At 69.8% G+C, this 24,573-nt stretch carries 17 protein-coding genes and 1 tRNA gene; 10 read left to right on the top strand and 8 right to left on the bottom strand.

The features are described from left to right. Positions 1-42: 42 nt before the first annotated feature. On the top strand, positions 43-1,197 hold the full coding sequence (locus ACTJI8_RS03395) for a cation:proton antiporter (protein WP_440731987.1): 1,155 nt from the start codon (positions 43-45) through the stop codon (positions 1,195-1,197). Positions 1,198-1,203: 6 nt separating this feature from the next. On the opposite strand, the gene ACTJI8_RS03390 is transcribed toward ACTJI8_RS03395, so the two are convergent. Beyond that, a complete protein-coding gene (locus ACTJI8_RS03390) occupies positions 1,204-1,842 on the bottom strand; it encodes an MBL fold metallo-hydrolase (protein ID WP_440731986.1) in 639 nt (212 codons plus the stop codon). Positions 1,843-1,971: 129 nt separating this feature from the next. Between ACTJI8_RS03390 and ACTJI8_RS03385 the strand changes: the two genes are divergently transcribed. Both ACTJI8_RS03385 and proS read left to right on the top strand, forming a co-directional pair. Continuing rightward, positions 1,972-2,044 (top strand) — tRNA-Glu (locus ACTJI8_RS03385). Between the two features lie 79 nt (positions 2,045-2,123). Continuing rightward, positions 2,124-3,542, top strand: a complete 1,419-nt coding sequence (proS, locus tag ACTJI8_RS03380; protein ID WP_440731985.1) for a proline--tRNA ligase — start codon at positions 2,124-2,126, stop codon at positions 3,540-3,542. 56 nt (positions 3,543-3,598) lie between these two features. Here the strand turns inward: proS and ACTJI8_RS03375 are convergent, their stop codons facing one another. The 5 genes from ACTJI8_RS03375 to glgX form a co-directional block, all read right to left on the bottom strand. Next, positions 3,599-4,714, bottom strand: a complete 1,116-nt coding sequence (locus ACTJI8_RS03375) for a DUF4349 domain-containing protein (RefSeq protein ID WP_440731984.1) — start codon at positions 4,712-4,714, stop codon at positions 3,599-3,601. Then, entirely contained in the window at positions 4,711-5,271 is a 561-nt protein-coding gene (locus tag ACTJI8_RS03370; RefSeq protein WP_440731983.1) for an RNA polymerase sigma factor, read from the bottom strand. Before ACTJI8_RS03370 ends, ACTJI8_RS03375 begins: the two co-directional genes overlap by 4 nt. Positions 5,272-5,325: 54 nt before the next feature. Further along, on the bottom strand, positions 5,326-7,524 hold the full coding sequence (gene glgB, locus ACTJI8_RS03365; RefSeq protein ID WP_440731982.1) for a 1,4-alpha-glucan branching protein GlgB: 2,199 nt from the start codon (positions 7,522-7,524) through the stop codon (positions 5,326-5,328). Then, on the bottom strand, positions 7,521-9,539 hold the full coding sequence (locus ACTJI8_RS03360; RefSeq protein WP_440732438.1) for an alpha-1,4-glucan--maltose-1-phosphate maltosyltransferase: 2,019 nt from the start codon (positions 9,537-9,539) through the stop codon (positions 7,521-7,523). Before ACTJI8_RS03360 ends, glgB begins: the two co-directional genes overlap by 4 nt. 109 nt (positions 9,540-9,648) lie before the next feature. Further along, positions 9,649-11,748, bottom strand: a complete 2,100-nt coding sequence (glgX, locus tag ACTJI8_RS03355) for a glycogen debranching protein GlgX (protein WP_440731981.1) — start codon at positions 11,746-11,748, stop codon at positions 9,649-9,651. A gap of 99 nt (positions 11,749-11,847) precedes the next feature. Here glgX and ACTJI8_RS03350 point away from each other — a divergent pair, with 99 nt between their 5' ends. The 7 genes from ACTJI8_RS03350 (at position 11,848) to ACTJI8_RS03320 (ending at position 20,650) form a co-directional block, all read left to right on the top strand. Further along, positions 11,848-13,020 carry a cysteine desulfurase family protein gene (locus tag ACTJI8_RS03350; protein ID WP_440731980.1) on the top strand — a complete coding sequence of 391 codons (1,173 nt, stop codon included), beginning with the start codon at positions 11,848-11,850 and terminating at the stop codon, positions 13,018-13,020. Positions 13,021-13,078: 58 nt separating this feature from the next. Further along, positions 13,079-14,176 (top strand): tRNA 2-thiouridine(34) synthase MnmA, encoded by a 1,098-nt coding sequence (mnmA, locus tag ACTJI8_RS03345; RefSeq protein WP_440731979.1) that lies wholly within the window; start codon positions 13,079-13,081, stop codon positions 14,174-14,176. 121 nt (positions 14,177-14,297) lie between these two features. Continuing rightward, on the top strand, positions 14,298-15,569 hold the full coding sequence (locus ACTJI8_RS03340; RefSeq protein WP_440731978.1) for an ATP-binding protein: 1,272 nt from the start codon (positions 14,298-14,300) through the stop codon (positions 15,567-15,569). A gap of 52 nt (positions 15,570-15,621) precedes the next feature. Beyond that, positions 15,622-17,937 carry an NAD-dependent DNA ligase LigA gene (gene ligA, locus ACTJI8_RS03335; RefSeq protein WP_440731977.1) on the top strand — a complete coding sequence of 772 codons (2,316 nt, stop codon included), beginning with the start codon at positions 15,622-15,624 and terminating at the stop codon, positions 17,935-17,937. Positions 17,938-18,017: 80 nt separating this feature from the next. Then, a complete protein-coding gene (locus tag ACTJI8_RS03330) occupies positions 18,018-19,391 on the top strand; it encodes a DUF222 domain-containing protein (RefSeq protein ID WP_440731976.1) in 1,374 nt (457 codons plus the stop codon). A 43-nt stretch (positions 19,392-19,434) separates the two neighbouring features. Continuing rightward, entirely contained in the window at positions 19,435-20,184 is a 750-nt protein-coding gene (locus ACTJI8_RS03325; RefSeq protein WP_440731975.1) for an ABC transporter permease, read from the top strand. 52 nt (positions 20,185-20,236) lie between these two features. After that, positions 20,237-20,650, top strand: a complete 414-nt coding sequence (locus ACTJI8_RS03320) for a YybH family protein (protein ID WP_440731974.1) — start codon at positions 20,237-20,239, stop codon at positions 20,648-20,650. Positions 20,651-20,741: 91 nt separating this feature from the next. Here ACTJI8_RS03320 and ACTJI8_RS03315 read toward each other — a convergent pair whose 3' ends face one another. Continuing rightward, on the bottom strand, positions 20,742-22,697 hold the full coding sequence (locus tag ACTJI8_RS03315; RefSeq protein WP_440731973.1) for a DEAD/DEAH box helicase: 1,956 nt from the start codon (positions 22,695-22,697) through the stop codon (positions 20,742-20,744). Between the two features lie 108 nt (positions 22,698-22,805). After that, complete coding sequence (locus ACTJI8_RS03310) at positions 22,806-24,506, bottom strand: long-chain-fatty-acid--CoA ligase (RefSeq protein ID WP_440731972.1); 1,701 nt, start codon at positions 24,504-24,506, stop codon at positions 22,806-22,808. Between the last annotated feature and the right edge of the window lie 67 nt (positions 24,507-24,573).

Genomic DNA, 24,573 nt, shown 5'->3' with positions numbered 1-24,573 from the left:
CGGATCCCGGAGCGCTCGGACCGGCGGATCTAAAGTGTGCGCATGACGTTCGCGACGCTCGCGCTGCTGGTGCTGGTGGGACTCGCCGGTCCCCTGCTCTCCACGAGGCGCGCCTGGCGGATCCCGGTGATCGCCGGAGAGCTCGCCGCAGGACTCCTGATCGGATCGACCGGGTTCGGCTGGGTGGACGCCGCGGAGCCGACGTTCACGCTGCTGGCCCAGCTCGGATTCGGTCTCATCATGCTGGTGATCGGCTCGCACATCCCCGTCCGGGACACCGTCGTGCGCGCGGCGGTGGGGCGCGGAGCGGGCGGTGCCGCGATCGTGGCCGCGGTCGCCGTGGCGCTGGGCGTCGGGACCGCCTTGCTGTTCGCGACGTCGCACGGCGCCGTCTACGCCGTGCTCATCGCATCCTCGTCCGCGGCGCTCGTGCTGCCCATGCTGCAGTCCCTGGACATCTCGGCCGATTCCGCCGCGCAGCTGATCGCGCAGATCGCGATCGCCGATGTCGCGTGCATCGTCGCGCTCCCTCTCGTACTGCAACCCGAGAGGGTGCCGCTCGTCGCACTCGGCGGGTTGGGCATCGCCGTGGTCGGGGTCCTGCTCGTGGTGCTGCTGCGCCGGGTCGGCACGCATCGTCTGCGCGTCCTGCACGAGGTGTCGGAGTCGCGTCAGTTCGCGCTCGAGCTGCGCTTCAGCCTGCTCGCCCTGTTCGGGCTGGCCGGGATCGCTCAGTTCACGCACGTCTCGGTCATGATGGCGGGCTTCACCCTGGGGCTGGTTCTGTCTGCAGTCGGTCAGCCTCGTCGACTGGCCCGCCAGCTGTTCGGCATGACCGAGGGATTCTTCGGGCCGCTGTTCTTCGTCTGGCTCGGCGCCTCGATCAATCTGCGCGATCTCGGATCCCACCCGCAGATGATCCTGCTCGGTCTCGTGCTGGGTGCTGCGGCGGTCATCGCCCACCTCGCAGGGCGCATCACCGGCCTGCCCTGGGCGCAGGCGGTGGCCTCAGCGGGACAGCTCGGCGTCCCCGTCGCCGCGGTCGCGCTCGGCGTCGAGACCCGCGCACTGCTGCCCGGAGAGGGAGCCGCGATCCTGCTCGGAGCTCTGGTGGCGGTTGTCGCGTCCTCGGCGGCGGTCGCCGTCGTCTCGAGACGGAACGCCGCAGCGTCCCCGCGCGCCGGTGCGGAGGGATGACCGCGGTCAGACCTCGAGGTCGTCGCCGGGATTCAACTCGACGAAATCGCCGCCGTCCTGCTCGGTGGCCCATTTCAGGCGTGCGCGGTGCATGGTCGCACCGATCACCGAGAGCGTCATGTCGTGCGTGCCGAATGCGCGGCGCGGCTTCACGGCGAGCACGAAGTCGATCGCATCCCCGATCTTCAGCCAGGGGGCGCCGAGAGGTGCGGCGAGGGTGCCAACCGTGACACCCTCCGGGACGGCGTACGAGTCACCGGGGTAGTACAGCTCGTCGTCCACCAGCACGCCGACGTTGTCGACGAGCGGGATCGAGGAGTGGATCTCGGCGTGCACGCCGCCGAAGAAGCGCAGCGTGAAGTCTCCCACGGTCACGGTGTCGCCGGGAGCGACCTCGGTGATCTCGTATCCCTCCGCGGCGCGCACGACGCCGGCGGGCGCGAAGATCGGCGTTCCGGCCGCGTCGCGCAGGATGCGATCCAGGTGGTCGGGAGTCCAATGGTCGGCATGCTCATGGGTGATCACGATGCCCACGAGGTGCTGCAGGTCGTCCAGGGGGAGTGTGAAGCTCCCCGGATCGATGAGCAGAGTCTGCCCGTGGTCCTCGACGCGGAGCGCCGCGTGCTCATGCTTGGTGATGCGCATTCCTCGAGCGTAATCCCGCGGGGCCGCGACACACCCGGGGTTCGCGTCGAGCCGGGCTCGATTTGGCGGGTGCTGAGCGTCATGTCATACTTGAACGGTTGTCGCGAGACGGAAACGGATCGCCAAGACGGCCCCATCGTATAGCGGCCTAGTACGCCGCCCTCTCACGGCGGTAACGCGGGTTCGAATCCCGCTGGGGTCACAGACAGCACACGAAAGCCCTCGGTTCGCCGAGGGCTTTCGTCGTCTCCGGATCGGGTACGCCTCGGTATCCTCGAAACGTGGCTGAGCGACAGGGCATTCTCGCGTCGATCGAGAACGATTTCCCCCAGTGGTACCAGGACGTCCTGGAGAAGGCGCAACTGGCGGACAACGGTCCGGTGCGCGGCACGATGGTCATGCGCCCGTACTCCTACGCGATGTGGGAGGGGATGCAGTCCGCCATGGACGCGCGCATCAAGGCCACCGGTGCGGAGAACGTCTATCTTCCGCTGTTCATCCCGCAGTCCTATCTGGAGCGCGAGGCCGAGCACGTCGAGGGCTTCAGCCCCGAGCTCGCCGTGGTGACCCACGCCGGAGGCAAGGAGCTCGCCGAGCCGGTCGTCGTCCGTCCGACGAGCGAGACTCTGTTCGGTGAGGTCATGGCGAAGTGGATCCAGTCGCATCGCGATCTGCCCCTGCTGCTGAACCAGTGGGCCAACGTCGTCCGCTGGGAGATGCGCCCCCGGGTCTTCCTGCGCACCACCGAGTTCCTCTGGCAGGAGGGGCACACCGCGCACGCCACGCGGGAGGATGCTGCGGACTATGCGCGCCGCATCCACCTGGACGTCTACAAGGACTTCCTGGAGAACGTGCTGGCCATCCCGGTGCTCCCCGGCTTCAAGACCCCGTCCGAGCGCTTCGCGGGAGCGATCAACACCATGACCTGCGAGGCCATGATGGGCGACGGCAAGGCCCTGCAGATGGCGACCTCGCACGAGCTGGGGCAGAACTTCGCGAACGCGTTCGGCATCACGTTCTCCGACGCGGAGGGCGTCGCGCGGACCGCCTGGACCACGTCGTGGGGCTCGTCCACCCGCATGATGGGCGGGCTCATCATGTCGCACGGGGACGCGTCCGGCCTCGTCCTGCCGCCGCGCATCGCGCCGCACCAGGTCGTCGTGCTCGTCGTGAAGGAGGACGCGCGCACCCTCGCGGCGGCGCAGACGATCGTCGCCGACCTCACGGCCGCCGGTGTCCGCGTGAGGCTCGACGACCGCACGCAGACGAGGTTCGGCCGGCGCGCGACCGAGTGGGAGCTCAAAGGCGTGCCGGTGCGCATCGAGGTGGGGCCGCGGGATCTGGACGCCGAAGAACTCACCGTCGTGCGCCGCGACCGTGCCGGCAAGCAGCGGTCCCGCTGGACCGAGGCCGTCCAGCGCGTACCCGCACTGCTGGACGAGATCCAGGCCGACCTCTTCGCCGCCGCTCGCACCCGCCTGGGTGACCGCACCGCACGCGTGTCCACGATCGCCGAGGCTCGGGAAGCCGCCCGGACCGGATTCGCCGTCATCGACTGGAGCGCACTCGGCGAGGCCGGCGAGAAGGAGCTGAACCGGGACGCCATCACGGTGCGCTGCCTGCAGACGCGCGACGGCCGCCTGCCCGACCCGCAGGCGTCGGAGACGGATCTGGTCGCGGTCGTCGCCCGCGCTTACTGACTGCGGCTCACTCGGGCGTGGGTCGAGGCCCGCGAGCCCGCGCGCGGAGCGGCGGCTCAGCTCATGTCGTCGGCCCGTGCGCTCTCGGCGACGACCGGGCGGTCGCGCCGGGTCCGGCGTGCGCGCACGATCGCCCAGACGATGAGCGCGACGACGAGCGCGAGTGCCAGCCACGGCAGGAGGAAGCCGAGCGCGATCACGAGGGCGTTCAGGGAGATGATGAGACCCTTCCAGCCGGCTGCGAGACCATCGCCGAAACCGGCGGGGTCGGCCGCCGCGGGAGCCTCGCGCACCAGCGTCACCTGTACCGAGGACATCGCCACCTGCGACTCGAGATCCTTCAGCTGCTGCTGGGCCGACTGCAGCTGGGTCTGACGGTCGGTGAGCGCGGTCTCGGCGGTGAGCAGGTCCGCCACCGAGGTCGCCTGCGACATCAGCTGGGTCAGGCGCGTGACGGAAGCAGTCAGCGAATCGATCTGGGCGCGCAAGTCGGTGGTCGCGGTGGTCACGTCGTTCGTGCCCACCGAGGTCGCCAGCACCGTGCCCTGCGTCCGCAGTGCGTCCATCACCGCATCGAGGTCCGCGGCCGGCACGCGCAGAGTCACCCAGCCGTCTCCTGTGGCTGGCGGAGCGATCCCGCCATCGGTCGGCACAGGTGCCTGCGCGGAGCCGATCTGCTGGCTCTCCACGAAGCCGCCGTGCTTCTTCGCGAGAGCGGCCAGCGCATCGGCCGCCTTGCGCACGTCGTCGACCTGGACAGTGGCGGATCCGGTGCGGATGACGTCGCGCGGCGCGTTTGCCGCGGGGGCGGAGCCACCCGCCGCGCCGGACGTGGCGCCCTCCGAGGTCTGCGCCAGATCCTTGGCGGCTCCGGTCAGCGGCTTCGCCCCCGACGACGCGTCATACGGCGCGGACGCGGCGGAACCGGATGATCCCGAGGAGAGGGATCCGGTGGCGTTCAGGATCGCGGGGGTCACCAGAACGCCGACCAGGAACGCGGCGGCGATGCCGCCCGCGGTCAGCCATCCACGGCGGCGAGTGCGGTGACGCGCCGCGGCGGAGCGTGCCTTCCCGGCGTCGCGCTCCTCGGCGATCTGCGCGAAGACGGCCTCCTCGATGCGGTCCACGCTCTCGTCGGACAGCGGAGGCAGCTCGGTCGGGGTGATGGTCATGATGCGGGCTCCGTTTCGGTCACAGCGCCGCGCAGGCGGGTGCGCACGCGGGAGAGACGGTTGCGGACGACGCCATGCCCGACGCCGAGCTCGGCGGCTGCGGCGCGGTAGTCCCAGCCCTCGGTCGCGCAGAGCCGGAAGATCTCCCGGTCCAGCACGCTCATGCCGCCCAGCTCAGCGGCGATGCGGTCGGCGAACTCTGCGGCGATGACCTGCTGCTCGACGTCGATCAGCGCGGGGACCTGCTCGTCCATGCCCGCGGCGGTGTGCGCGGCATCTCGCTGACGCCGGCGCAGCCGGTTGGCCGCCTGGAACCGGCAGATCGTCGCCAGCCACGGCAGCAGCGATTCGCCGGCCAGCTCGAGGTCCGGCAGTTTGCGCCAGGCGACGACGAACGCCTCCTGGGTCACGTCCTCGGCATCGCCGGCGTCGCCGAGGATGCCGTAGGCGATCCAGTAGACGGGGCGGACGTACGCGCGGTACAGCGTGCGGAAGGCGGTCTCGCTCCCCGCAGCCGCACGTGCGACGAGCGTTCTGTCGTGTGCGTCGTGTGCCATGCCGGCTCCGTTCGGTGTCTCTCACTGATCAGTGTCGACACCGGCGGAATCGTCTCAGCCCTTGCTCACGATCGGCACATGCGGATCCTTCTGATGCCGCAGCCAGATCGTGGACAGGGCGGGGATGGTCAGCGTCGCCTGCGGGGAGCCGTTCTCGACATCGGCGGCGTACACGAGCCCGAGATTGCCCTGGCCGTGCCCGCCGAACTCGGCGGCGTCGGTGTTCAGGACCTCGGTCCAACCTCCCGCCAGCGGCAGATCGAGCCGCACACCGTGCCGAGTGGAGCCCGCGAAGTTGCTGATCACCGCCAGATGCCCGCCGTGCGCGTCGCGGCGTACGAACGCGACGATGTTCGGATCCCAGTCCGGCGCGCCGATCCGGGTGAACGAGCTGCTGTCGTGATCACGCTCCCACAGCGGCGCGTTCTGCCGGTACGTGCTGTTCAGCGCGCCCACGAACTCCTGCAGCTGACGATGGGACGGCTGATCGAGCAGCCACCAGTCGAGGCCCCGGTCCACGGACCACTCGGAGAGCTGGCCGAACTCCTGGCCCATGAACAGCAGGTTCTTGCCCGGGTGCCCCCACATGTAGCCGAGATACGCGCGGACGTTCGCGAGCTTGGCGGCGTGGTCGCCCGGCATCTTCGAGAGCAGGCTGCCCTTGCCGTGCACGACCTCATCGTGACTGATCGGCAGGATGTAGTTCTCCCCGAACGCATAGACGAACGAGAACGTCATCTCACCCTGATGGTGCGAGCGGTACAGCGGGTCGCGCTCGATGTACACGAGCGAGTCGTTCATCCAGCCCATGTTCCATTTGAACCCGAAGCCGAGGCCGTTGTGGTCGGTGGGCGCGGTCACGCCGGGGAAGCTCGTCGATTCCTCGGCGACCATCACGATCCCGGGATGCTTGCGGTACGCGGTCGCGTTGACCTCCTGAAGGAACCGGATCGCCTCCAGGTTCTCCCGCCCGCCGTGCACATTGGGCTCCCACTCGCCGTCGTTGCGGGAGTAGTCCAGGTACAGCATCGAGGCGACCGCGTCCACGCGCAGCCCGTCGGCATGGAACTCGTCCAGCCAGAACAGCGCGTTCGCCACGAGGAAGTTGCGCACCTCGTTGCGGCCGTAGTCGAAGATGAGCGTGCCCCAGTCCCGGTGCTCGCCGCGGCGCGGGTCCGGGTGCTCGTAGACGGGCTCGCCGTCGAAGCGGGCGAGCGCGAAGGCGTCCTTGGGGAAGTGGCCGGGGACCCAGTCGATGATCACGCCGATCCCCGCCTGGTGGAGCCGGTCGATGAGGTACTTCAGATCGTCCGGCTCGCCGTAGCGGTGCGTCGCGGCGTAGTAGCCCGTCACCTGGTAGCCCCAGGAGCCGGTGAACGGATGCTCGGCCACGGGCATGAACTCCACGTGGGTGAATCCGGTCGCGGTGACGTGCTCGATGAGCTCGTCGGCGATGTCGCGGTATCCGAGACCCGGACGCCAGGAACCGAGGTGCAGTTCGTAGACGCTCATCGGCTGTGCGACGGCGTGCGTCGCGGCTCGGCGGGTCATCCAGGCGCCGTCGCCCCAGGAGTACTCGGAGCGGGTGACGATCGAGGCCGTGGCGGGCGGTGTCTCGGCCAGCTGCGCCATCGGATCCGCCTTGAGGATCCAGTCGCCGTGCGGGGTGAGGATCTCGTACTTGTAGTGCGCGCCGACGTCGATGCCGGGAAGGAACAGCTCCCAGACGCCGCTGGAGCCCATCGAGCGCATCGCGTCGAGGCGTCCGTCCCACTTGTTGTGGTCGCCGACGATCCGCACCGCCTTCGCGTGCGGCGCCCACACGGCGAATGCGGTGCCCTGGTCGCCGTCGATGAAGCGGGGGTGCGCACCGAGCGCCTCCCAGAGGCGTTCGTGGCGACCCTCGCGGATGAGGTGCAGATCGAGTTCGCCGATGGTGGGGGCGTGCCGGTAGGGGTCGGCGGAGATCCAGTCGGGACCATCGCCGTAGGTCGCCTTGATCCTGTAGGCGCCGGTGGGGCCGGTCACCTCGCCCTCCCAGATCCCCTCCGCGAGATGCGTGAGGGGAACCTCGACGCCGCCGTCGAGCAGCACCGAGACGCCCTTGGCAAGAGGTCGCAGTGCGCGCACGATCGTGATGCGTCTTCCGCCCGACTCGGGTTGCGGATGCGCTCCGAGCACGGAGTGCGGGTCGTGGTGCGAGCCCGAGGCCACCGCCTCGAGCACAGCCTCATCGATCGCAGTGGTGATCATGGCTGCCCCTTCACATGGAGGATGTGCACCGGCTCCGTGAAGGCGTCCAGGCGCACGAAATTGTGATCCGTCCAGGTCCAGACGGATCCGGTGACGAGGTCCTCGACCTCGTACGCCGTTCCGGGCTCGACACCCCAAGCGAGAGTGTCGAGATGCACGGTGGTCTGCCGCACGGAGTGCGGGTCGACATTCGCGACGACGACGATCGTGTCGCTGGAGCCCGTGCCGGTGAACGGCGCGTCCAGGCGCTTGGAGAACACCAGGACCGCGTCATCGTCGCTCCAGTGCAGCTGCAGATTGCGCAACTGACGCAGCGCAGGGTGCGCGCGACGGATCTCGTTGAGCCGGGTGAGGTAAGGGGCGAGCGAACGCTCCTCCGCCTCGGCCTTCGCCCAGTCGCGCAGTTTGTACTCGTACTTCTCGTTGTCGATGTTCTCCTCGGAGCCGGGCCGGGCCACGTTCTCGTACAGCTCGTATCCGGCGTACACGCCGTAGAGCGGAGCGCCGGTCGCGGCGATCGCGGCACGGATCTTGTATGCCGCGCGCCCGCCGAACTGGAGGTACTCGGTGAGGATGTCAGGGGTGTTCACGAACAGGTTCGGACGCATGTAGTCCGCCGTCTCGTGTGAGACCGAGAGCAGGAACTCCTCCAGCTCCGCCTTGGTGTTGCGCCAGGTGAAGTAGCTGTAGCTCTGCTGGAATCCGACGGCGGCGAGACCTCGCATGGGCGCGGGGCGGGTGAACGCCTCGGCGAGGAACACCACATCGGGATGCTTCGTGTTCACGGTGCGGATCAGCCACTCCCAGAACCGCAGCGGCTTGGTGTGCGGGTTGTCCACGCGGAAGATCTTCACGCCCTGCGCGATCCAGTGCTCGACGATGCGCAGCACCTCCGTGTACAGGCCCACCGGATCCCGGTCGAAGTTCAGCGGGTAGATGTCCTGGTACTTCTTCGGGGGGTTCTCCGCGTACGCGATGGTGCCGTCGGGCAGCTCCGTGAACCACTCCGGGTGAGCCTTCACCCAGGGGTGATCGGGGGCCGCCTGCAGCGCGAGGTCGATGGCGACCTCGAGACCCAGTGCTTCCGCCTTCTCCACGAACGCGCGGAAATCGGCGAGAGTGCCGAGATCGGGGTGCACGGCGTCGTGGCCGCCCTCGGCGGCGCCGACGGCCCAGGGCGAGCCCGGATCGTCGGGCCCGGCGGTGAGCGAGTTGTTCGGCCCCTTGCGGTTGAGGCGCCCGATCGGGTGGATCGGCGGGAGGTACAGCACGTCGAAGCCCATCGCGGCGACTGCGGGAAGACGTTCGGCGGCGGTGGCGAACGTGCCGCTCGCGATCGTGCCGTCGGCCGTGCGCACGGCGCCCTCGGAACGCGGGAAGAACTCGTACCAGGCCGCGGCCCCGGCGATCGTGCGCTCGACGAGGATCGTCTGCCAGGGCGTCGCCGAGTCCAGGGCGGTGAGCGGACGCTCGGCGAAGAGGGCGGCGAGCCCCGGATCGGTCGCGACGGCGAGAGCGTCCTCGGCGGTCCCGTCGGGGGAGCTCAGCCCCTCCGCGACAGCGGCGAGGCGCTTGCGCTCGGGCTTCGGACGGGACTTGTCCTTCGCCGCGCGCGTCAGCAGCTGCGCCCCGAGCGCGCGCATCACCGCGACGTCCACCCCTGCCGCGATCTTCAGCTCCGCGGCATGCGCCCACGTGGCGAACTCGTCGGCGAACGCCTCGAAGCGGAACGTCCACGCGTTCGTCTCGTCGAGGGCCACATCGACCTGCCAGCGGTCGGTGCCGTCGCCCCGCGGAGTGAGCCGATGCAGGCTCTCCTGGTGGTTCGGGGTGCGCAGCCGCAGATGCACCCCGATGATGTCGTGGCCCTCGCGGAAGGCCACGACCCGGAAGGGGATCACTTCGCCGGCGAACGCCTTGGGATGGAAGCCCTCAGGGGCCGCGGGGGAGGGATCCGCGAGAGGGATGCGCGTGGTCTGCGCGTCCGCCGCATCGTTGTCGGGCAGGGCGCGCACCGGGATCTGCGCGGTGCTGCGGAGAGCATCGGATGAGGACTGTGCGGCAGATCGTTCGGACACACCCCGAACCTACCGCGCTCCGAGGTCGGAAGAGGTAACGGGCGTGTCACTCCGCGCGGAACAGTCGCATCGACGTGCCGGGCAGTGCGATCACATCGCCCGGACGGTGCACGGTCTCGACCGCCGAGGGACGCTCATCCGCGCTCGACCACAGGGAGACGTAGCGCGTCACGCCCTCGAGGGCGGGCAGGCGCACATCGATCGGCGACTCCGTGCCGTGCACCATCAGCAGGATGCGGTTGAACGCCTCCTTGTCGGGCGTGGAGGCTGCCACGTACTGCAGCGTGCGGTTGCGGGGGTCGTTCCACTGCTCGACCTCCATCGTCTCGCCGTCCTGATCGAACCAGTCCATGACGGATGCGTTCGGGATGTGCTCACCGAGACGGGCGTAGAGCAGAGGGCGCAGCGCCGGATTCTCGTCCCGCAGCCGGGTGAGCAGCGTCGCGTGCGCAAGAAGGTCCTGCTGCCACGGCTCGTGCTCCCAGTTCAGCCAGCTGAGCGCCGAGTCCTGGCAGTAGGCGTTGTTGTTGCCGCGCTGGGTGCGCCCGAACTCGTCTCCGGCGGTGAGCATCGGCACCCCGGCGGAGAGCATCAGGGTGCCCAGCAGGTTGCGCATGGCTTTGCGCCGCGCGGCGAGGATGGCCGGGTCGTCGGTGGGTCCCTCCGCGCCGTGGTTGAAGGCGCGGTTCATGTCGGCGCCGTCGTGATTGTTCTCGCCGTTGGCCTCGTTGTGCTTGACGTCGTAGGAGACCAGGTCGTGCAGGGTGAAGCCGTCGTGCGAGGTGACGAAGTTGATGCTGGCGAGCGGGCCGCGCTCGTCACTGAACGTGTTCGCGGATCCGGCGAGGCGGTTCGCGAATCCGCCGATGCCGGTCGGCGCCGAGGCGCGACGGGCGTAGTCGATGTCGCTGAGCCAGAAGTTGCGGACGCGATCCCGGTAGCGGTCGTTCCACTCGCTCCATCCGGTGGGGAAGTTGCCGGTCTGCCAGCCGCCGAGGCCCACGTCCCAGGGCTCGGCGATGATCTTCGCACCGGCGAGGACGGGATCCGTCCTGATCGCCTGCAGCAGCGGATGCTCCGGGGTGTAGGCGTTGCCCTCGTCCCGGCCGAGGGCGGTGGCCAGGTCGAAGCGGAACCCGTCGACCTGCATCTCCGTCGTCCAGTAGCGCAGGGAGTCCAGCACCAGGCGGGCCGCCGCGGGCGTCGCGGTGTTCAGGGTGTTGCCGCAGCCCGTGGTGTCGATGTAGCTGCCGTCCGGCTGTTGGCGGTAGTAGAGGGCGTTGTCGATGCCGCGCAGGCTCGTGCGCGGACCGCCGATGCCCTCCTCGTTCGTGTGGTTGTACACGACGTCGAGGATCACCTCGATGCCGGCCTCGTGCAGCAGTTTCACCATGCCCTTGAACTCGCGCAGCACGGCTTCCGGGCCGCCCTTGCGCGCCTCCTCGGTCGCGTAGGCCGTGTGCGGCGTGAAGAAGTTCAGGGTGTTGTAACCCCAGTAGTTCGTCAGGCCGCGGTCCAGAAGTCGCGGCTCCGACGCGAACGCCTGCACCGGGAGCAGCTCGACCGCGGTGATGCCGAGCTCGCGGTAGTACTCGATCATCGCGGGGTTCGCGACTCCGGCGTAGGTGCCGTGGAGGGCGGGAGGGACGCCGGGGTGGCGCTTGGTGAGTCCCTTGACGTGGCCCTCGTAGATCACGGTGCGGTCGAGGGGGGTCTGCGGCTTGGTGACGTCGCCCCAGTCGAATCCGTCGGCGATGACGACCGAGCGCCATTCCTCGTAGCCGTCGCCCTGGGCGAGGCCCCGGCCGTAGGGGTCGAGCAGCAGCGTCTCGGGGTTGAACGTGTTGCCGGGACTGTGTGCTCCATCCACGCGCAGGGCGTAGCGGGTCCCCGGCTGCAGGAGCTCGGTGGTGATCTCCCAGACGCCTCCGGGCCGGCGCTCCAGCGCGAGCTGAGCGGTCTCCCAGTCGAGGTCGGTCTCATCGAAGATCACGAGCTCGATCGCGGACGCGTTCTGCGACCAGACGCGCAGCGTGGCGGTCCCGTCGTGAAGGCGGACGCCGAGGTCGTCCAGGGACGGGCTGCACAGGGAGCAGCTTTCGCCGTCGGGTGCCGGCGTCTCGTCCTCTATTGCATGCGGACACATGAGGGACAGAATACGCGGCACCAGCGGGTCGGGATGCCACCGCGTTCCGCGATCCGTGCCACCGAGTCCCGTCCCAGGGCGAGGTGCGAGAGTGGTGGGGTGCATTACCTGGATCATGCGGCCACCACCGACCTGCGGCCCGAGGCCGCCGAGGAGTGGCTGCGCGTCGCTCGTCAGACCGGGAACGCCTCCTCCACTCACGGCGCCGGGCAGCGGGCGCGCCGGATCCTGGAGGAGTCGCGAGAGCGCCTCGCGGCCGCGCTGGAGTGCGATCCGATCGAGGTCGTGCTGACCTCGGGAGGCACAGAGTCGGTGAACCTCGCCGTGCAGGGGCTGTGGCGCTCCCGGCTCTCGGGGCGCGGGTCCATCGTGCTCCCGGACGGGGAGCACCACGCGACGCTCGACACCGTCGCCGCGCTCGCCGGTGAGGGGGCCCAGGTGGTGCCGGTCGCGCTGGATGCGGTGGGGCGGATCCCCGCCGACGCCTTCGCGGCACGGCTCGCCTCGAACGGCGTGGCCCTGGCCACCGCGCTCGTCGCGAACAACGAGATCGGCACCGTCAATGACGCCGCCGCGCTCGCCGCCTCCGCCACGTCGGCCCGTGTGCCCCTGCATCTGGACGCGGTCGCGGCCTTCGGGCACCTGCCGCTGTCGTTCGCCGCTCTCCGGGGCGACGCGCCGGCGGGTGTGGGGCTCGTGGCGCTCAGCATCGCCGGCCACAAGATCGGCGCACCCACAGGCACGGGGGCGCTCGTCGTCGCCCGGACGGCCCGCCTCGCCCCGCTTCAGCACGGCGGGGGGCAGCAGCGCGGACTGCGCTCCGGCACGCAGGACGTCGCCGGGGCCGCCGCGTTCGCGCTCGCCGCAGAACTCGCCGTCGCCGAGCGGGCTGCGGAGGCCGTGCGGCTGGGTGCGCTGCGCGATCGCCTCGTCGCCGGGATTCGGGAGCGGGTGCCCTCCGCCGAGCTGCTCGGGGATCCTGATCCGGCGGGGCGGCTGCCGGGCAACGCGCACTTGCTGTTCCCCGGCGCGCCGAGCGAGAGCCTGCTGTTCCTGCTCGACGTGGCCGGGGTGTCGGCATCGGCCGGATCCGCCTGTCAGGCCGGGATCGCCGAGCCCTCGCACGTCGTCCAGGCGCTCGGACGCAGCCAGGTCGAGGCGCGCAGCGTGATCCGGTTCACGCTCGGGCGGACCTCGTCCGACGCCGACGTGGACGCCGTGCTCGCCGCGATCGGCGATGCGTACGAGCGGACCTCCGGCGGCGCCCGCTGACCTGCGGCGCCGATCCTCTCGAAGCGCCTGCCCAGCCATCCGCTCGTACACTGGATCCATGCGTGTTCTGGCGGCGATGAGCGGGGGAGTCGACTCCGCCGTGGCCGCTGCGCGGGCCGTCGGGGCCGGGCACGACGTGGTCGGTGTGCATCTCGCGCTCTCGCGGGCGGGCGGCACCCTGCGCACCGGCAGCCGCGGCTGCTGCACGATCGAGGATGCGATGGACGCCCGTCGTGCCGCGGACCTGCTCGGCATCCCGTTCTACGTCTGGGACTTCTCCGAACGGTTCCGCGAGGACGTGATCGACGACTTCGTCGCGGAGTACCGGGCCGGTCGTACGCCCAATCCGTGTCTGCGCTGCAACGAGAAGATCAAGTTCGCCGCGCTCCTGGAGCGCGCGATCGAGCTCGGCTTCGACGCCGTGTGCACCGGGCACTACGCCACGCTCGTCGACGGCGAGGAAGGCCTCGAGCTGCATCGAGCTTCGGACGCGGCGAAGGACCAGTCCTACGTGCTGGGCGTGCTGAACGCCGACCAGCTCGCGCACACATACTTCCCGCTCGGATCCACGCCGTCCAAGGCGCTTGTGCGCGCGGAAGCCGCGGAGCGCGGGCTGAGCGTGGCCCAGAAGCCGGACAGTCACGACATCTGCTTCATCCCCGATGGCGACACCCGCGGCTGGCTGGCCGAGAAGGTCGGCGCCGAGCAGGGCGAGATCCTGGACCGGGGCGGCAACGTCGTCGGCAGCCACGACGGCGCGCACGCGTTCACCGTCGGCCAGCGCCGTGGACTGCGCCTCGGTGTGCCTGCTCCCGACGGCAAGCCACGGTTCGTGCTCGAGGTGCGTCCGGTGTCCAACACTGTCGTGGTCGGCCCCAAGGAGGCGCTCGCGATCGCCGAGATCTCGGGGGAGCGGCGCTCGTGGGCGGGAGCCGCGCCCACGACCCAGGAGTTCGTCTGCGAGGTACAGATCCGAGCCCATGCGGATCCGGTTCCCGCGCGCGCCTTCGTCTCGGAGGACGGCGTCCGGGTCGTGCCCGACGCCCCGCTCGACGGCGTCGCGCCCGGTCAGAGCGCCGTGCTGTACGTCGGAACACGGGTGCTCGGCCAGTTCACGATCGATCGCACGGTGTCGGCGGTGCCGGCCGGCGTCTGAGCCCGCTGTCGTCCGAGCCCGCTGTCGTCGCGGACGACCCGGGTTGTCGCCGACGTCATGTCGTGGTCGGCGCGCGCGGGACTCTGTGATGATGGGTGCACTGCCCGACGGAGGAGCCGCCATGACGAGGACGTACATCCGCGATTTCCATGGGGACGATCTGGACCAGATCGTCCGGCTGTGGGGGCAGGTCACGCGCGAGAACGAGTGGCCGATCTACTCGCTCGCCGAGGTGATCGCCTCGTGCCAGCAGGATCACGCCGTCGTCGCGGTGCAGGGTGAGCTGCTCGTGGGTGCCGCCGTCGGCCGCGGTGCGCACGCTCAGGGCTGGATCGTGTTCTTCGGGACGCTCGACGACGCCGGATCCGAGGTGAGCTCGTCACTGCTGCACGCGCTGGAGAGAAAGATGGCGCCGTTGGGCCTGGCGAAGCTCTCGGTGCTCATCCCCGAGGCTGATGGGCTCGGGGCGTTCACCGAGAACGGTTTCCATGTGCACCATTCCGTGCGCTACCTCGAGCGCGCGATGCCCATCCAGCGGCGCGAGATCGACGCTCTCAAAGAGGTCGGCGGACGCATCCTCCCCCCGCACCTGTGGGATCGCGTCGCCGGGATGACGCACGAGAAGACCCTGCTCGAGGAGCGTCTGGTGACTCCGCTGGCTCGACCGGATCTCGCCGAGAGGTTCGGGGTGGTGCCCCCGCGTGCCGTCATGCTGTTCGGCCCTCCGGGGACGGGCAAGACCACGTTCGCCCGAGCGGTGGCCTCCCGGCTGGACTGGCCGTTCGTGGAGCTGTTCCCGTCGCGACTGGCCGATGGCGGCGCGGGTCTCGCCGGCGGGCTGCGCGCCTCGTTCGAGACCATCGACGAGCTCGAGCACGCCGTCGTCTTCATCGACGAGGTCGAGGAGATCGCCTCCCGCCGCGGCGGCACGCCGCCGTCGCCGACGCAGGGCGTGACGAACGAGCTGCTCAAGCTCGTCGCCGATTTCCGCGACAGGGAGGGGCGGATCCTGATCTGCGCGACGAACTTCGTGCGCGCGCTCGACGCGGCGTTCCTCCGGCACGGGCGCTTCGACTACGTGATCCCGATCGGCCTGCCCGATGCCGATGCGCGAAGGGCGATCTGGGCGCGGTACATCCCGGTGGAGTCGGCCGGCGACGTCGATCTGGACCGGCTGGTCGCGGCCAGCGACGGGCTCACGCCCGCCGACATCGAGTACGCCGCACGGCGTGCATCCCAGGAGGCGCTGGCCCGGGCGCTGAGCGATGGTGCGCAGGTATCCGCGCTCGACACCGACGACTACGCGCGGGCTCTCGGGAGCACGAGGGCGACCGTCTCCGCAGACGAGATCGCCGAATTCCGGGCGGACATCGAAGCGATCGCCCGGCTCTGAGGATCCGGTGCGGCCGCCCGCAGATGTCGGCGCCCGCTCGTAGACTTCAGGGGTGCCGGAGAACATCTCGCTGGAAGCCGCCCGTGTCGAGGCCGAGGAGCTGACGACCCGCATCCTGGAGGCGAAGGACGCCTACTACGGGCGCGACACGTCGCTCGTCGACGACGCCACCTACGACGGCTGGATGCACCGGCTCGAGGAGATCGAGCGCCTGCACCCCGAGCTGCAGGGACAGGACTCGCCCACCCAGATGGTGGGTGCGGCCGAGGCGACGGGGCTGCAGACCATCGAGCACGCGGAGCGCATGCTCAGTCTCGACAACGTGTTCTCGATCGAGGAGCTGCGCGAATGGGCGGCCAAGACCCGGGCTGCCGCGGGCCGAGACGTCGCCTGGCTCACCGAGCTCAAGATCGACGGCCTTGCGATCAATCTGCGTTATGAGCACGGCGTGCTCACCTCTGCTGCCACACGCGGCGACGGACGGGTCGGCGAGATCGTGACCGAGAACGCCCTGCGCGTCGCCGGCATCCCCGAGCGGCTGAGCGGATCCGGTCATCCCGCGATCGTGGAGGTGCGCGGCGAGGTCTTCATCCCGGTTGCGGCCTTCGAACGGCTGAACGCCGCACAGGCCGCCTTCCGGGACCGTGCCTACGCCGAGGCCCTGGAACGGTGGGAGGCGCGCGGCGGCGTCAAGAAGCCGTTCGATGAGGAGAAGGCCCGTACCGCGGCGGCGCGGCGCTTCCCGTCGTTCGCGAACCCGCGCAACGCCGCGAGCGGGGGCCTGCGCCAGCAGCTGGACAAGAAGGACGGCATGGAGCTCGAGGCGGGGCTGCTCCGCGTCGACTCGCTCGCCCTGTACGTGCACGGGATCGGCGCCTGGCCGGACCCGCCCGTCGCCGCACAGAGCGAGATCTACGAGCTTGTCGCGAGCTGGGGTCTGCCCACGAGTCCGCACACCAAGGTGTGCGCCTCGATCGACGAAGTGGCGGACTTCGTCGCGTACTTCGGCGAGCACCGGCACGACATCGAGCACGAGCTGGACGGCATCGTCGTCAAGGTGGACGAGCTCGACCTGCACGATGAGCTCGGCGCCACGAGCCGCGCACCGCGGTGGGCGATCGCTTACAAGTACCCGCCGGAGGAGGTGCAGACGACACTGCTCGACATCGTGGTGTCGGTCGGCCGCACCGGCCGCGCCACGCCGTTCGCCGTCATGGCGCCCGCCCACGTCGCCGGCAGCGTCGTCCGCCAGGCCACCCTGCACAACAAGGACGTGGTGAAGGCCAAGGGAGTCCTCATCGGCGACACGGTGGTGCTGCGCAAGGCCGGCGATGTGATCCCCGAGGTGCTCGGCCCGGTGGTCGAGCGGCGGGACGGCTCCGAGCGCGAGTTCGTGATGCCGGAGCGCTGCCCCGAGTGCGGGTCGATCCTGGCTCCGGCCAAGGAGGGCGACATCGATCTGCGGTGCCCGAACACGCGATCGTGCCCCGCGCAGGTGCGCGGCCGCGTCGAGCACATCGGCTCGCGCGGGGCTCTCGACGTCGAGGCGCTCGGCGAGGTCACCGCAGCCGCGCTCACGCAGCCGAGCCACCCTGCGGTGCCGCCGCTCGAGACCGAAGCGGGCCTGTTCACCCTCACGCTCGAGCAGCTCGTGCCCATCGAGGTCGTCGTGCGCGACGCGGAGACGGGACTCCCGAAGGAGGACGAGGACGGGATCGTGAAGACCCGTGCTCCGTTCCGGCGCAACCCCAACGCCGCGGAGAAGAAGGAGGGCGTCAATGCCGCCCAGCCGTCCTCCCAGGCGGTCAAGCTGCTCGCCGAGCTCGAGAAGGCGAAGACCAAGGACCTGTGGCGTCTGCTGGTCGCCCTGAACATCCGCCACGTCGGCCCCGTCGCCGCACGCGCGCTGGCGCAGTGGTTCGGATCCCTGGACGCGATCCGCGCGGCCTCCCGTGAGGAGCTCGCGGCCGTCGAGGGCGTCGGCGGCATCATCGCCGACTCGCTCTTGGACTGGTTCACCGTCGACTGGCACCAGGACATCGTGCAGCGCTGGGCTGACGCGGGTGTGCAATGGGCGACGCCTGGACATCCTGGACCCGGGGCCGCGGCCGCGGAGGGCGGTGTGCTCGAAGGTCTCACCATCGTCGCGACAGGATCCCTCGACGGCTACACCCGTGAGGGGGCGCAGGAGGCGATCATCAAGGCCGGGGGAAAGGCCGCGTCGAGCGTCTCGAAGAAGACCGACTTCGTGGCCGCGGGACCCGGCGCCGGCTCCAAGCTCGCCAAGGCGGAGGAGCTCGGACTGCGGATCCTCGACGCGGCGCAGTTCCACCTGCTCGTGACGGAGGGGCCGGACGCGCTCGATTGACGGTGCGTTCACGGCGGAATTCCGCGGATTTACGCGGTTCGGCTCTTCCGTAGTTCGAACATAAGTGCTAGACTCGGGAGATGGAACCCACCACTGTTGAAGCGTTCGAGGAGTCGACTTTCGTCGGCGTCCCGCGGGTGATGGTGGTGGATGAGACGTTCGTCGCGGCGCGGATCCTGGATGGGTTGCAGGAGGATGATGTCGCGTTGAATCAGCGGGCGGTGCGGCGTGCGGAGCGGATCGTGGAGGTCGTGGACCTGGCCCGCCGGCACCCTGAGATCTACACGGTCGGGGATGGTCCGGATGATGCGGATCATGCGCGGCGGTCGGTGTTCTTCGATGTGGCGGTGCGGTTGCAGATCTCGGAGAACGAGGTCCGCTCGCTGGAGTGCACCGCGTCGACCGCGGCGGAGTGTCTGCCGTTGTTGTGGGAGCACGCCCGGGACGGGTTCGTGTCCCTGCGGTTTGTGGAGGCCGCCGTCTCGGCGGTGTTGCGGTTGCGGGCTCCGGCCGGCGCGGATGCGTCCGCGCGGGCATACGCGAACGACGCGATTGCTCTGATCGACCAGACTGCGGCGAAGTGGGCGCTGCGCCTGCCGGTGAGCACGTTCCGGCGCCGGGTGACGATCCTCACCGACCGGCTCGACCCCACCCCGCCCGAGCGCAAACATGCCCGCGGGATGGTGGACCGGCGGGTGGTCGTGGAAGACGCCGGTGACGGGATGTCCTGGTTGACAGCCCTGATCCCGACGGTGAAGGCGGTTGCGATCAAGCGACGCCTCACCTCGACCGCGAAACACCTCCAGAAGGACCGCCGGGAGGGGCGCACGAGGGATCAGGTTCGTGCGGACTTGCTGTGCGATTGGCTGCTGGGTGTCGGTACTGACCGGGCGGTGAAGACGACGGTGTTCGTGACCGTACCGATCGGCCTGCTGGCCGGTGTCAATCCCGGATCCGCGTTCGGTGTCGCCGCGGGCGTCGCCGCCACCACGGCGAGCGCTGCCTCTTCGCTGAGTGCGACGGGCAGTCCGGTCGCGTCGGCGTCCGAGGCGCAGCTGGTCGGGCATGGTCCGATCGACCCGGCCACCGCACGGCAGGCGTTCCTGGACGCGACCGGGTTCCGGCGGGTGATCACCGACCCCGTCCGCGGCATCGTGCTCGACTTGGATCGGCGTACGTATCGGCCGACGAAGGCGCAGCGGGACTGGCTGGTCCTGCAGCACGGGACCTGCGCGAGGGACGGCTGCGACCGGCTCGCCCTCGACGCCGACCTCGACCATGCACAGATGTGGTCCCGAGGTGGCCTCACCGACACCGGCAACCTGCGACCACTGTGCCCCGCCGATCATGTGCGACGACATCGCACCAGGATGATCTACCGGAACCGCGAGAACCACACCGTCCAAGTCATCACCCCGACCGGTTTCCGAACGAACGACCCACCGCCCTTCTGATGTCCCGCGTCCGTCGTATGCGGCGGGGGATAGGCTCGCGGTCGTGAGCGCTTCCGTCGATCTGATCCCGACCCTGATCGGCGTCGGCATCCTCGTCGCCGTGGCGACCGCCGCCCTCCTGCTGTTCCGGGTGCGAGGATCGTGGGCGCCCGCCGCGGCGATCGCGCGTGGTGTCGTGCAGCTGGCGATCATCAGCCTGATCCTCGGCGGTATCATCACGCAGCCCGCGCTGATCGCGGTCGCGCTTCTGGTGATGTTCGGCGTGGCGGTCTCCGTCGCGACGCAGCGGATCGGGTGGAGCGGGCACGGGGCGCTCGTGATGTCGACCTCGATCGCGGCGGGCATCGCCGTGGCAGCGGCAGCGGTCTTCGGATCCGGCGCGCTGGCCCCCACCCCTCGGTACGCGCTGGCGATCGGCGCGATCATCATCGGGAACACGATGAACATCGCCACGCTCACGGGCAGGTTGTTCCGGAGGACGGTCCTCGACCACTGGGAAGAGGTCGAGGGGTGGCTCGCTCTGGGAGCCACGTCGCGGCGCTCGACGCTGGACCTCGCGCGCGGCGCCGTGCGCGAGGCCCTGATCCCCTCGGTCGATCAGACCAAGACGACCGGTCTCGTCGTGCTCCCGGGCGCATTCGTCGGCGCGATCTTCGGCGGTCTCTCACCCCTCGAGGCCGGTCGGTTCCAGATCATCGTGCTGGCGGCCATCATGGCGGCCGGATCCGTCACCGCTGTCCTCGTCGCGACCTGGCTGGGCCCGGTGCGGACGAAGCCGGTCATCGCCGTCTGATGGGACGAACGATGCTCTTCCCCCGATGCGAGCCGAGGGGTTGAATACCGCCATGGACGAGCGCAATGAGTTCCTGCACTGGTTCCGCACGACCTGGCAGTCAGCGGAGAACGCCTTGCATTCGGGTGATCCCGGTCCGCGGTTCGCAACGTGGTCGGAGATCGAGCCGGTAACCCTGTTCGGCGCCTGGGTCAGCGCGTCTGGGAGCGAGGAGGTGCGGCAGATGTTCCGAAAGCTGGGGGAGTCCTTCTCGGATGCGACCTCCAGCAGTGTCGAGCTGCTCGCCGCTGAGGTGTCCGGCGATCTGGCGTACACCGCCCATCGCGAGATCACTTCCACGACCGTCGATGGGCGTCCGCGCGGCTATGTGCTGCGCGTGACCCAGGTATACCGGCGGGAAGACGGCGCATGGAAGGTCGTGCACCGGCACGGTGACGAGGAGATCACCCCCGACGTCGCCCGCTGAGCGCTCGGGCGTCCGTGCGTGACACGGTGCGCCCGAGCCTCAGCGAACCCGGGAAGCGAACGGGCTCAGCGAACCCGGGATGCGAACGGGCTCAGTCCTTGTGGCGCGGCTTGCGCGGGGGACGGTCGTCGCTGCGACGGTCGTCCCGCGGGCTGTCGTCGCGTCGCGGCCGGTCGCCGTAGCCACGGTCGCCGGATCCGCCGTCGTACGAACGGCGCGGCCGATCGCCGTAGCCGCGGTCGTCCCGGCCGCGGTCATCGCGTCGCGGGCCCCGGTTCGGGCGGCCGGAATCGCGCTGGATCTCGATGAGCCGGCCCGAGATGCGGGTGTCGCGCAGCCGGTCCAGCACCGAGGAATCCAAGTTCGACGGGAGCTCGACGATGGAGAAGTCGGGACGGATCGTGATCGCGCCGAAGTCGTCACGACCGAGCCCGCCCTCGTTCGCGAGCGCGCCGACGATCTGCCGCGGCTCGACGCGGTGACGGCGGCCGACCTCGATCCGGTACGGGGTGTAGTCGCCCCGGCTGCGCCGCTCCGGGCGGGATCCGCGGTCGTCGCGGTCCCGGGAGTCGCGGCCGCCCGAGCGCTCCGCACGGTCGGCGCGCGGAGGACGGTTGTCGGCGGCGACCGCTGCCGACAGAGGGTCGTTCTCCGGATCCAGCAGCAGCGGCGTCTCGCCCTGCGCGACGATCGCGAGCGCGGCGGCGACGTCGCCCTCGGGCACGTCGTGGTTGCGCACGTAGTGGGCGATGATGTCGCGGAAGCCTTCGATGCGCCCGGTCTCCTCGAGCGCCGCAGTGATCGCGTCGTCGAAGCGCGCCAAGCGCGTGCTGTTCACGTCCTCGGTGGTCGGGAGTTGCATCTGGGCGGGCTGCTGGCGGGTCGCGCGCTCGATGTGCTTGAGCAGGTAGCGCTCGCGCGGCGTGATGAAGCTGATCGCGTCGCCGGAGCGGCCCGCGCGACCCGTGCGGCCGATGCGGTGCACGTAGGACTCGGTGTCGGTCGGGATGTCGAAGTTCACGACGTGGCTGATCCGCTCGACGTCGAGACCTCGGGCGGCGACGTCGGTCGCGACGAGGATGTCGAGCTTGCCGTCCTTGAGCTGGCCGACGGTGCGCTCGCGCTGAGGCTGCGGGATGTCGCCGTTGATCGCGGCGGCGGAGTATCCGCGTGCGCGGAGCTTCTCGGCGAGCGTCTCGGTCTCGTTCTTGGTGCGGACGAAGACGATCATGCCCTCGAAGTTCTCCACCTCGAGGATCCGGGTGAGCGCGTCGACTTTCTGCGCATACGACACGACGAGATAGCGCTGCGTGATGTTCGCGTTGGTCGTGGTCTTGCCCTTGACCGAGATCTCCGCCGGATCGTGCAGGTACTGCTGCGCGAGGCGGCGGATCGTGGCGGGCATGGTCGCCGAGAACAGTGCCACCTGCTTGGTGTCGGGCGTCTGCGCGAGGATCTGCTCGACATCCTCGGCGAAGCCCATCTTCAGCATCTCGTCGGCCTCGTCGAGCACCAGGTTCTTCAGCTCCGACAGGTCGAGGGTGCCCTTGGCGAGGTGGTCCATGATGCGTCCTGGCGTACCCACGACGATGTGCACGCCTCGGCGCAGCGCCGACAGCTGCACGCCATAGCCCTGACCGCCGTAAACGGGCAGCAGGTGCACGCCGGGGATCTTCGCGGCATAGGACTCGAACGCCTCGGCAACCTGCAGAGCGAGCTCGCGGGTCGGGGCGAGCACCAGCGCCTGAGGCTTCTTCTGCTGCAGGTCCAGGTTCTCCAGGATCGGCAGAGCGAACGCTGCGGTCTTGCCCGTTCCCGTCTGCGCCGTGCCCAGCACGTCGCGGCCGCCGAGCAGCAGCGGAATCGTCTCGCGCTGGATCGCCGATGGCGTCTCGTATCCGAGCGCCTTGATCGCGGCGAGGACGGGGCCGCTGATCCCGAGATCCTCGAAGCCCGGTCCGGCGGGCGCTTCCGTTTCGGTCGCTCCGTCGCCCTCCGCAGTGGTGTCGATGGGGGTCTCGGTCGGCGTCGCGTCGTCTCGGGTCACAACTCAGAGTACCGTCCCCCGCCTGGGGGAACGCAGTTCAGAGTGCGCAAATGACTCGATCCGCCGGCAGAATCGAGCCAATTGCGCGCTTCGAAACCGGGGGATGGGTCAGTTTCCGGACGTCAGCGCGACCAGGCGCTCCTTGACCTGGCGCCGCAGCACCTTGCCGATCAGTGACTTCGGCAGTTCGTCGACCACGAAGATGCGGCGCGGCACCTTGTACGGCGTGAGGATCCCGCGGGCGAACTCGCGGACCGCCTCCACGTCGACGTCCGTGCCCGGATCCACGACGATCGCCGCGACGACCTCCTCGCCGGAGTGCTCGCTGGGAAGTCCCACCACCGCGGCATCCACGACATCGGGGTGCTGGCGCAGCGCGCCCTCCACCTCGGTGGGGGCGACGTTGAAGCCGCCGGTGATGATGAGCTCCTTGATCCGATCGACGATGCGCACGAACCCGCCCTCGTCGATCGTGACGATGTCGCCGGTGCGGAACCAGCCATCGACGAACACGGCCTCGGTCTCCTCCGGCTTTCCGTAGTAGCCGGAGAACACCTGCGGCCCGCGGACGATCAGCTCACCGGGCTGCCCCGGCTCGACATCGTTCGACGGCTGATCGGGATCGACCACGCGGCACTCGGTGCCGGGCAGGGGAAGCCCCACGGTGCCGGGCACGCGGTTGTCCGCGACGGGGTTCGCCATCAGCACGGGGGAGCACTCGCTGAGGCCGTAGCCCTCGACGAGGTAGCCGCCCGTGGCCTGTTCGAACGGCACGACGAGCTCGTGCGGCAGCGCCATCGCACCCGAGATCGCGACCTCGATGCCCGCGAGCGACACGCCTTTCTCGGTGGCCGCCTTCAACAGGCGATCCGCAATGGGTGGCACGAGCGGAAGGAACGTCGCCGGGTGCTTCTTCACCACGTCGAGCACCAGATCCGGATCGAACTTCGGGAACAGGACCAGCCGCGCGCCCATCGACATCGCGAACGTGAGGCACAGCGTCAGCCCGTAGGCGTGGAACATCGGCAGGACCGCGTAGACGACGCAGCCGTCGCCGCGCGTGATCGACGGCACCCAGGCCTGCGCCTGTGCGGCGTTGGCGAGCAGGTTGCGGTGCGTCAGGGAGGCGCCCTTCGGCGTCCCGGTGGTACCCGACGTGTACTGGATGATGGCGAGGTCGTCGGTCGCAGGGCGCGCATGCGTGGTGGGGAGCGGGGCGTACCCGACCACCGACTCCCACGTCACCGTGCCGCGAACCTTGGATGTGAGGGCGTCGCGAGACTCGCGAGCCTTGGCGATCGGCAGCCGCAGTGCGAAGCGGGTGAGGGCAGGCATCGCGCGCGTCACATCGACCGACACGAGGTTCGTCATGGCGAGGTCCGAGGGGAACTCCTGGACGGACGCGACGACCTTGTTCCAGACGATCGCATGCTTCGCGCCATGGTCCTCGAACTGCTTGCGCAGCTCGCGGGGCGTGTACAGCGGGTTGTGCTCGACGACGACGGCGCCCAGGCGCAGCACCGCATAGAACGCGACGATGTGCTGCGGGCAGTTCGGCAGCACGATCGCGACCGGATCTCCGGCCTTGACGCCGAGCGCCTTCAGGCCCGACGCCGCGCGCTCGATGGAGGACTGCAGGTCGCGATAGGAGGTGGTGCGGCCGAAGAACTGCAGCGCGGGTGCATCCGGGTAGTCGCGCGCGGATGCCTCCACGATGTCGACGAGGGATCCGGATACCTCCGCGAGGTCCTCCGGCACCCCCTCGGCGTAGCTGGCGGTCCATGGGCGCGGAGGAACGAACGTCGTCACGCGCTCAGCCTATGCCGCCCCTGGAGGATGCACGATCCCGGGCGGCGCAACCCCCTCCGCGCCGCCC

This window comes from Microbacterium sp. 22303 (genome assembly GCF_052045265.1).
Taxonomy (GTDB): domain Bacteria; phylum Actinomycetota; class Actinomycetes; order Actinomycetales; family Microbacteriaceae; genus Microbacterium.
Note: the sequence above shows the minus strand (reverse complement) of the source record. Positions and strands in the feature narration are given on the sequence as shown.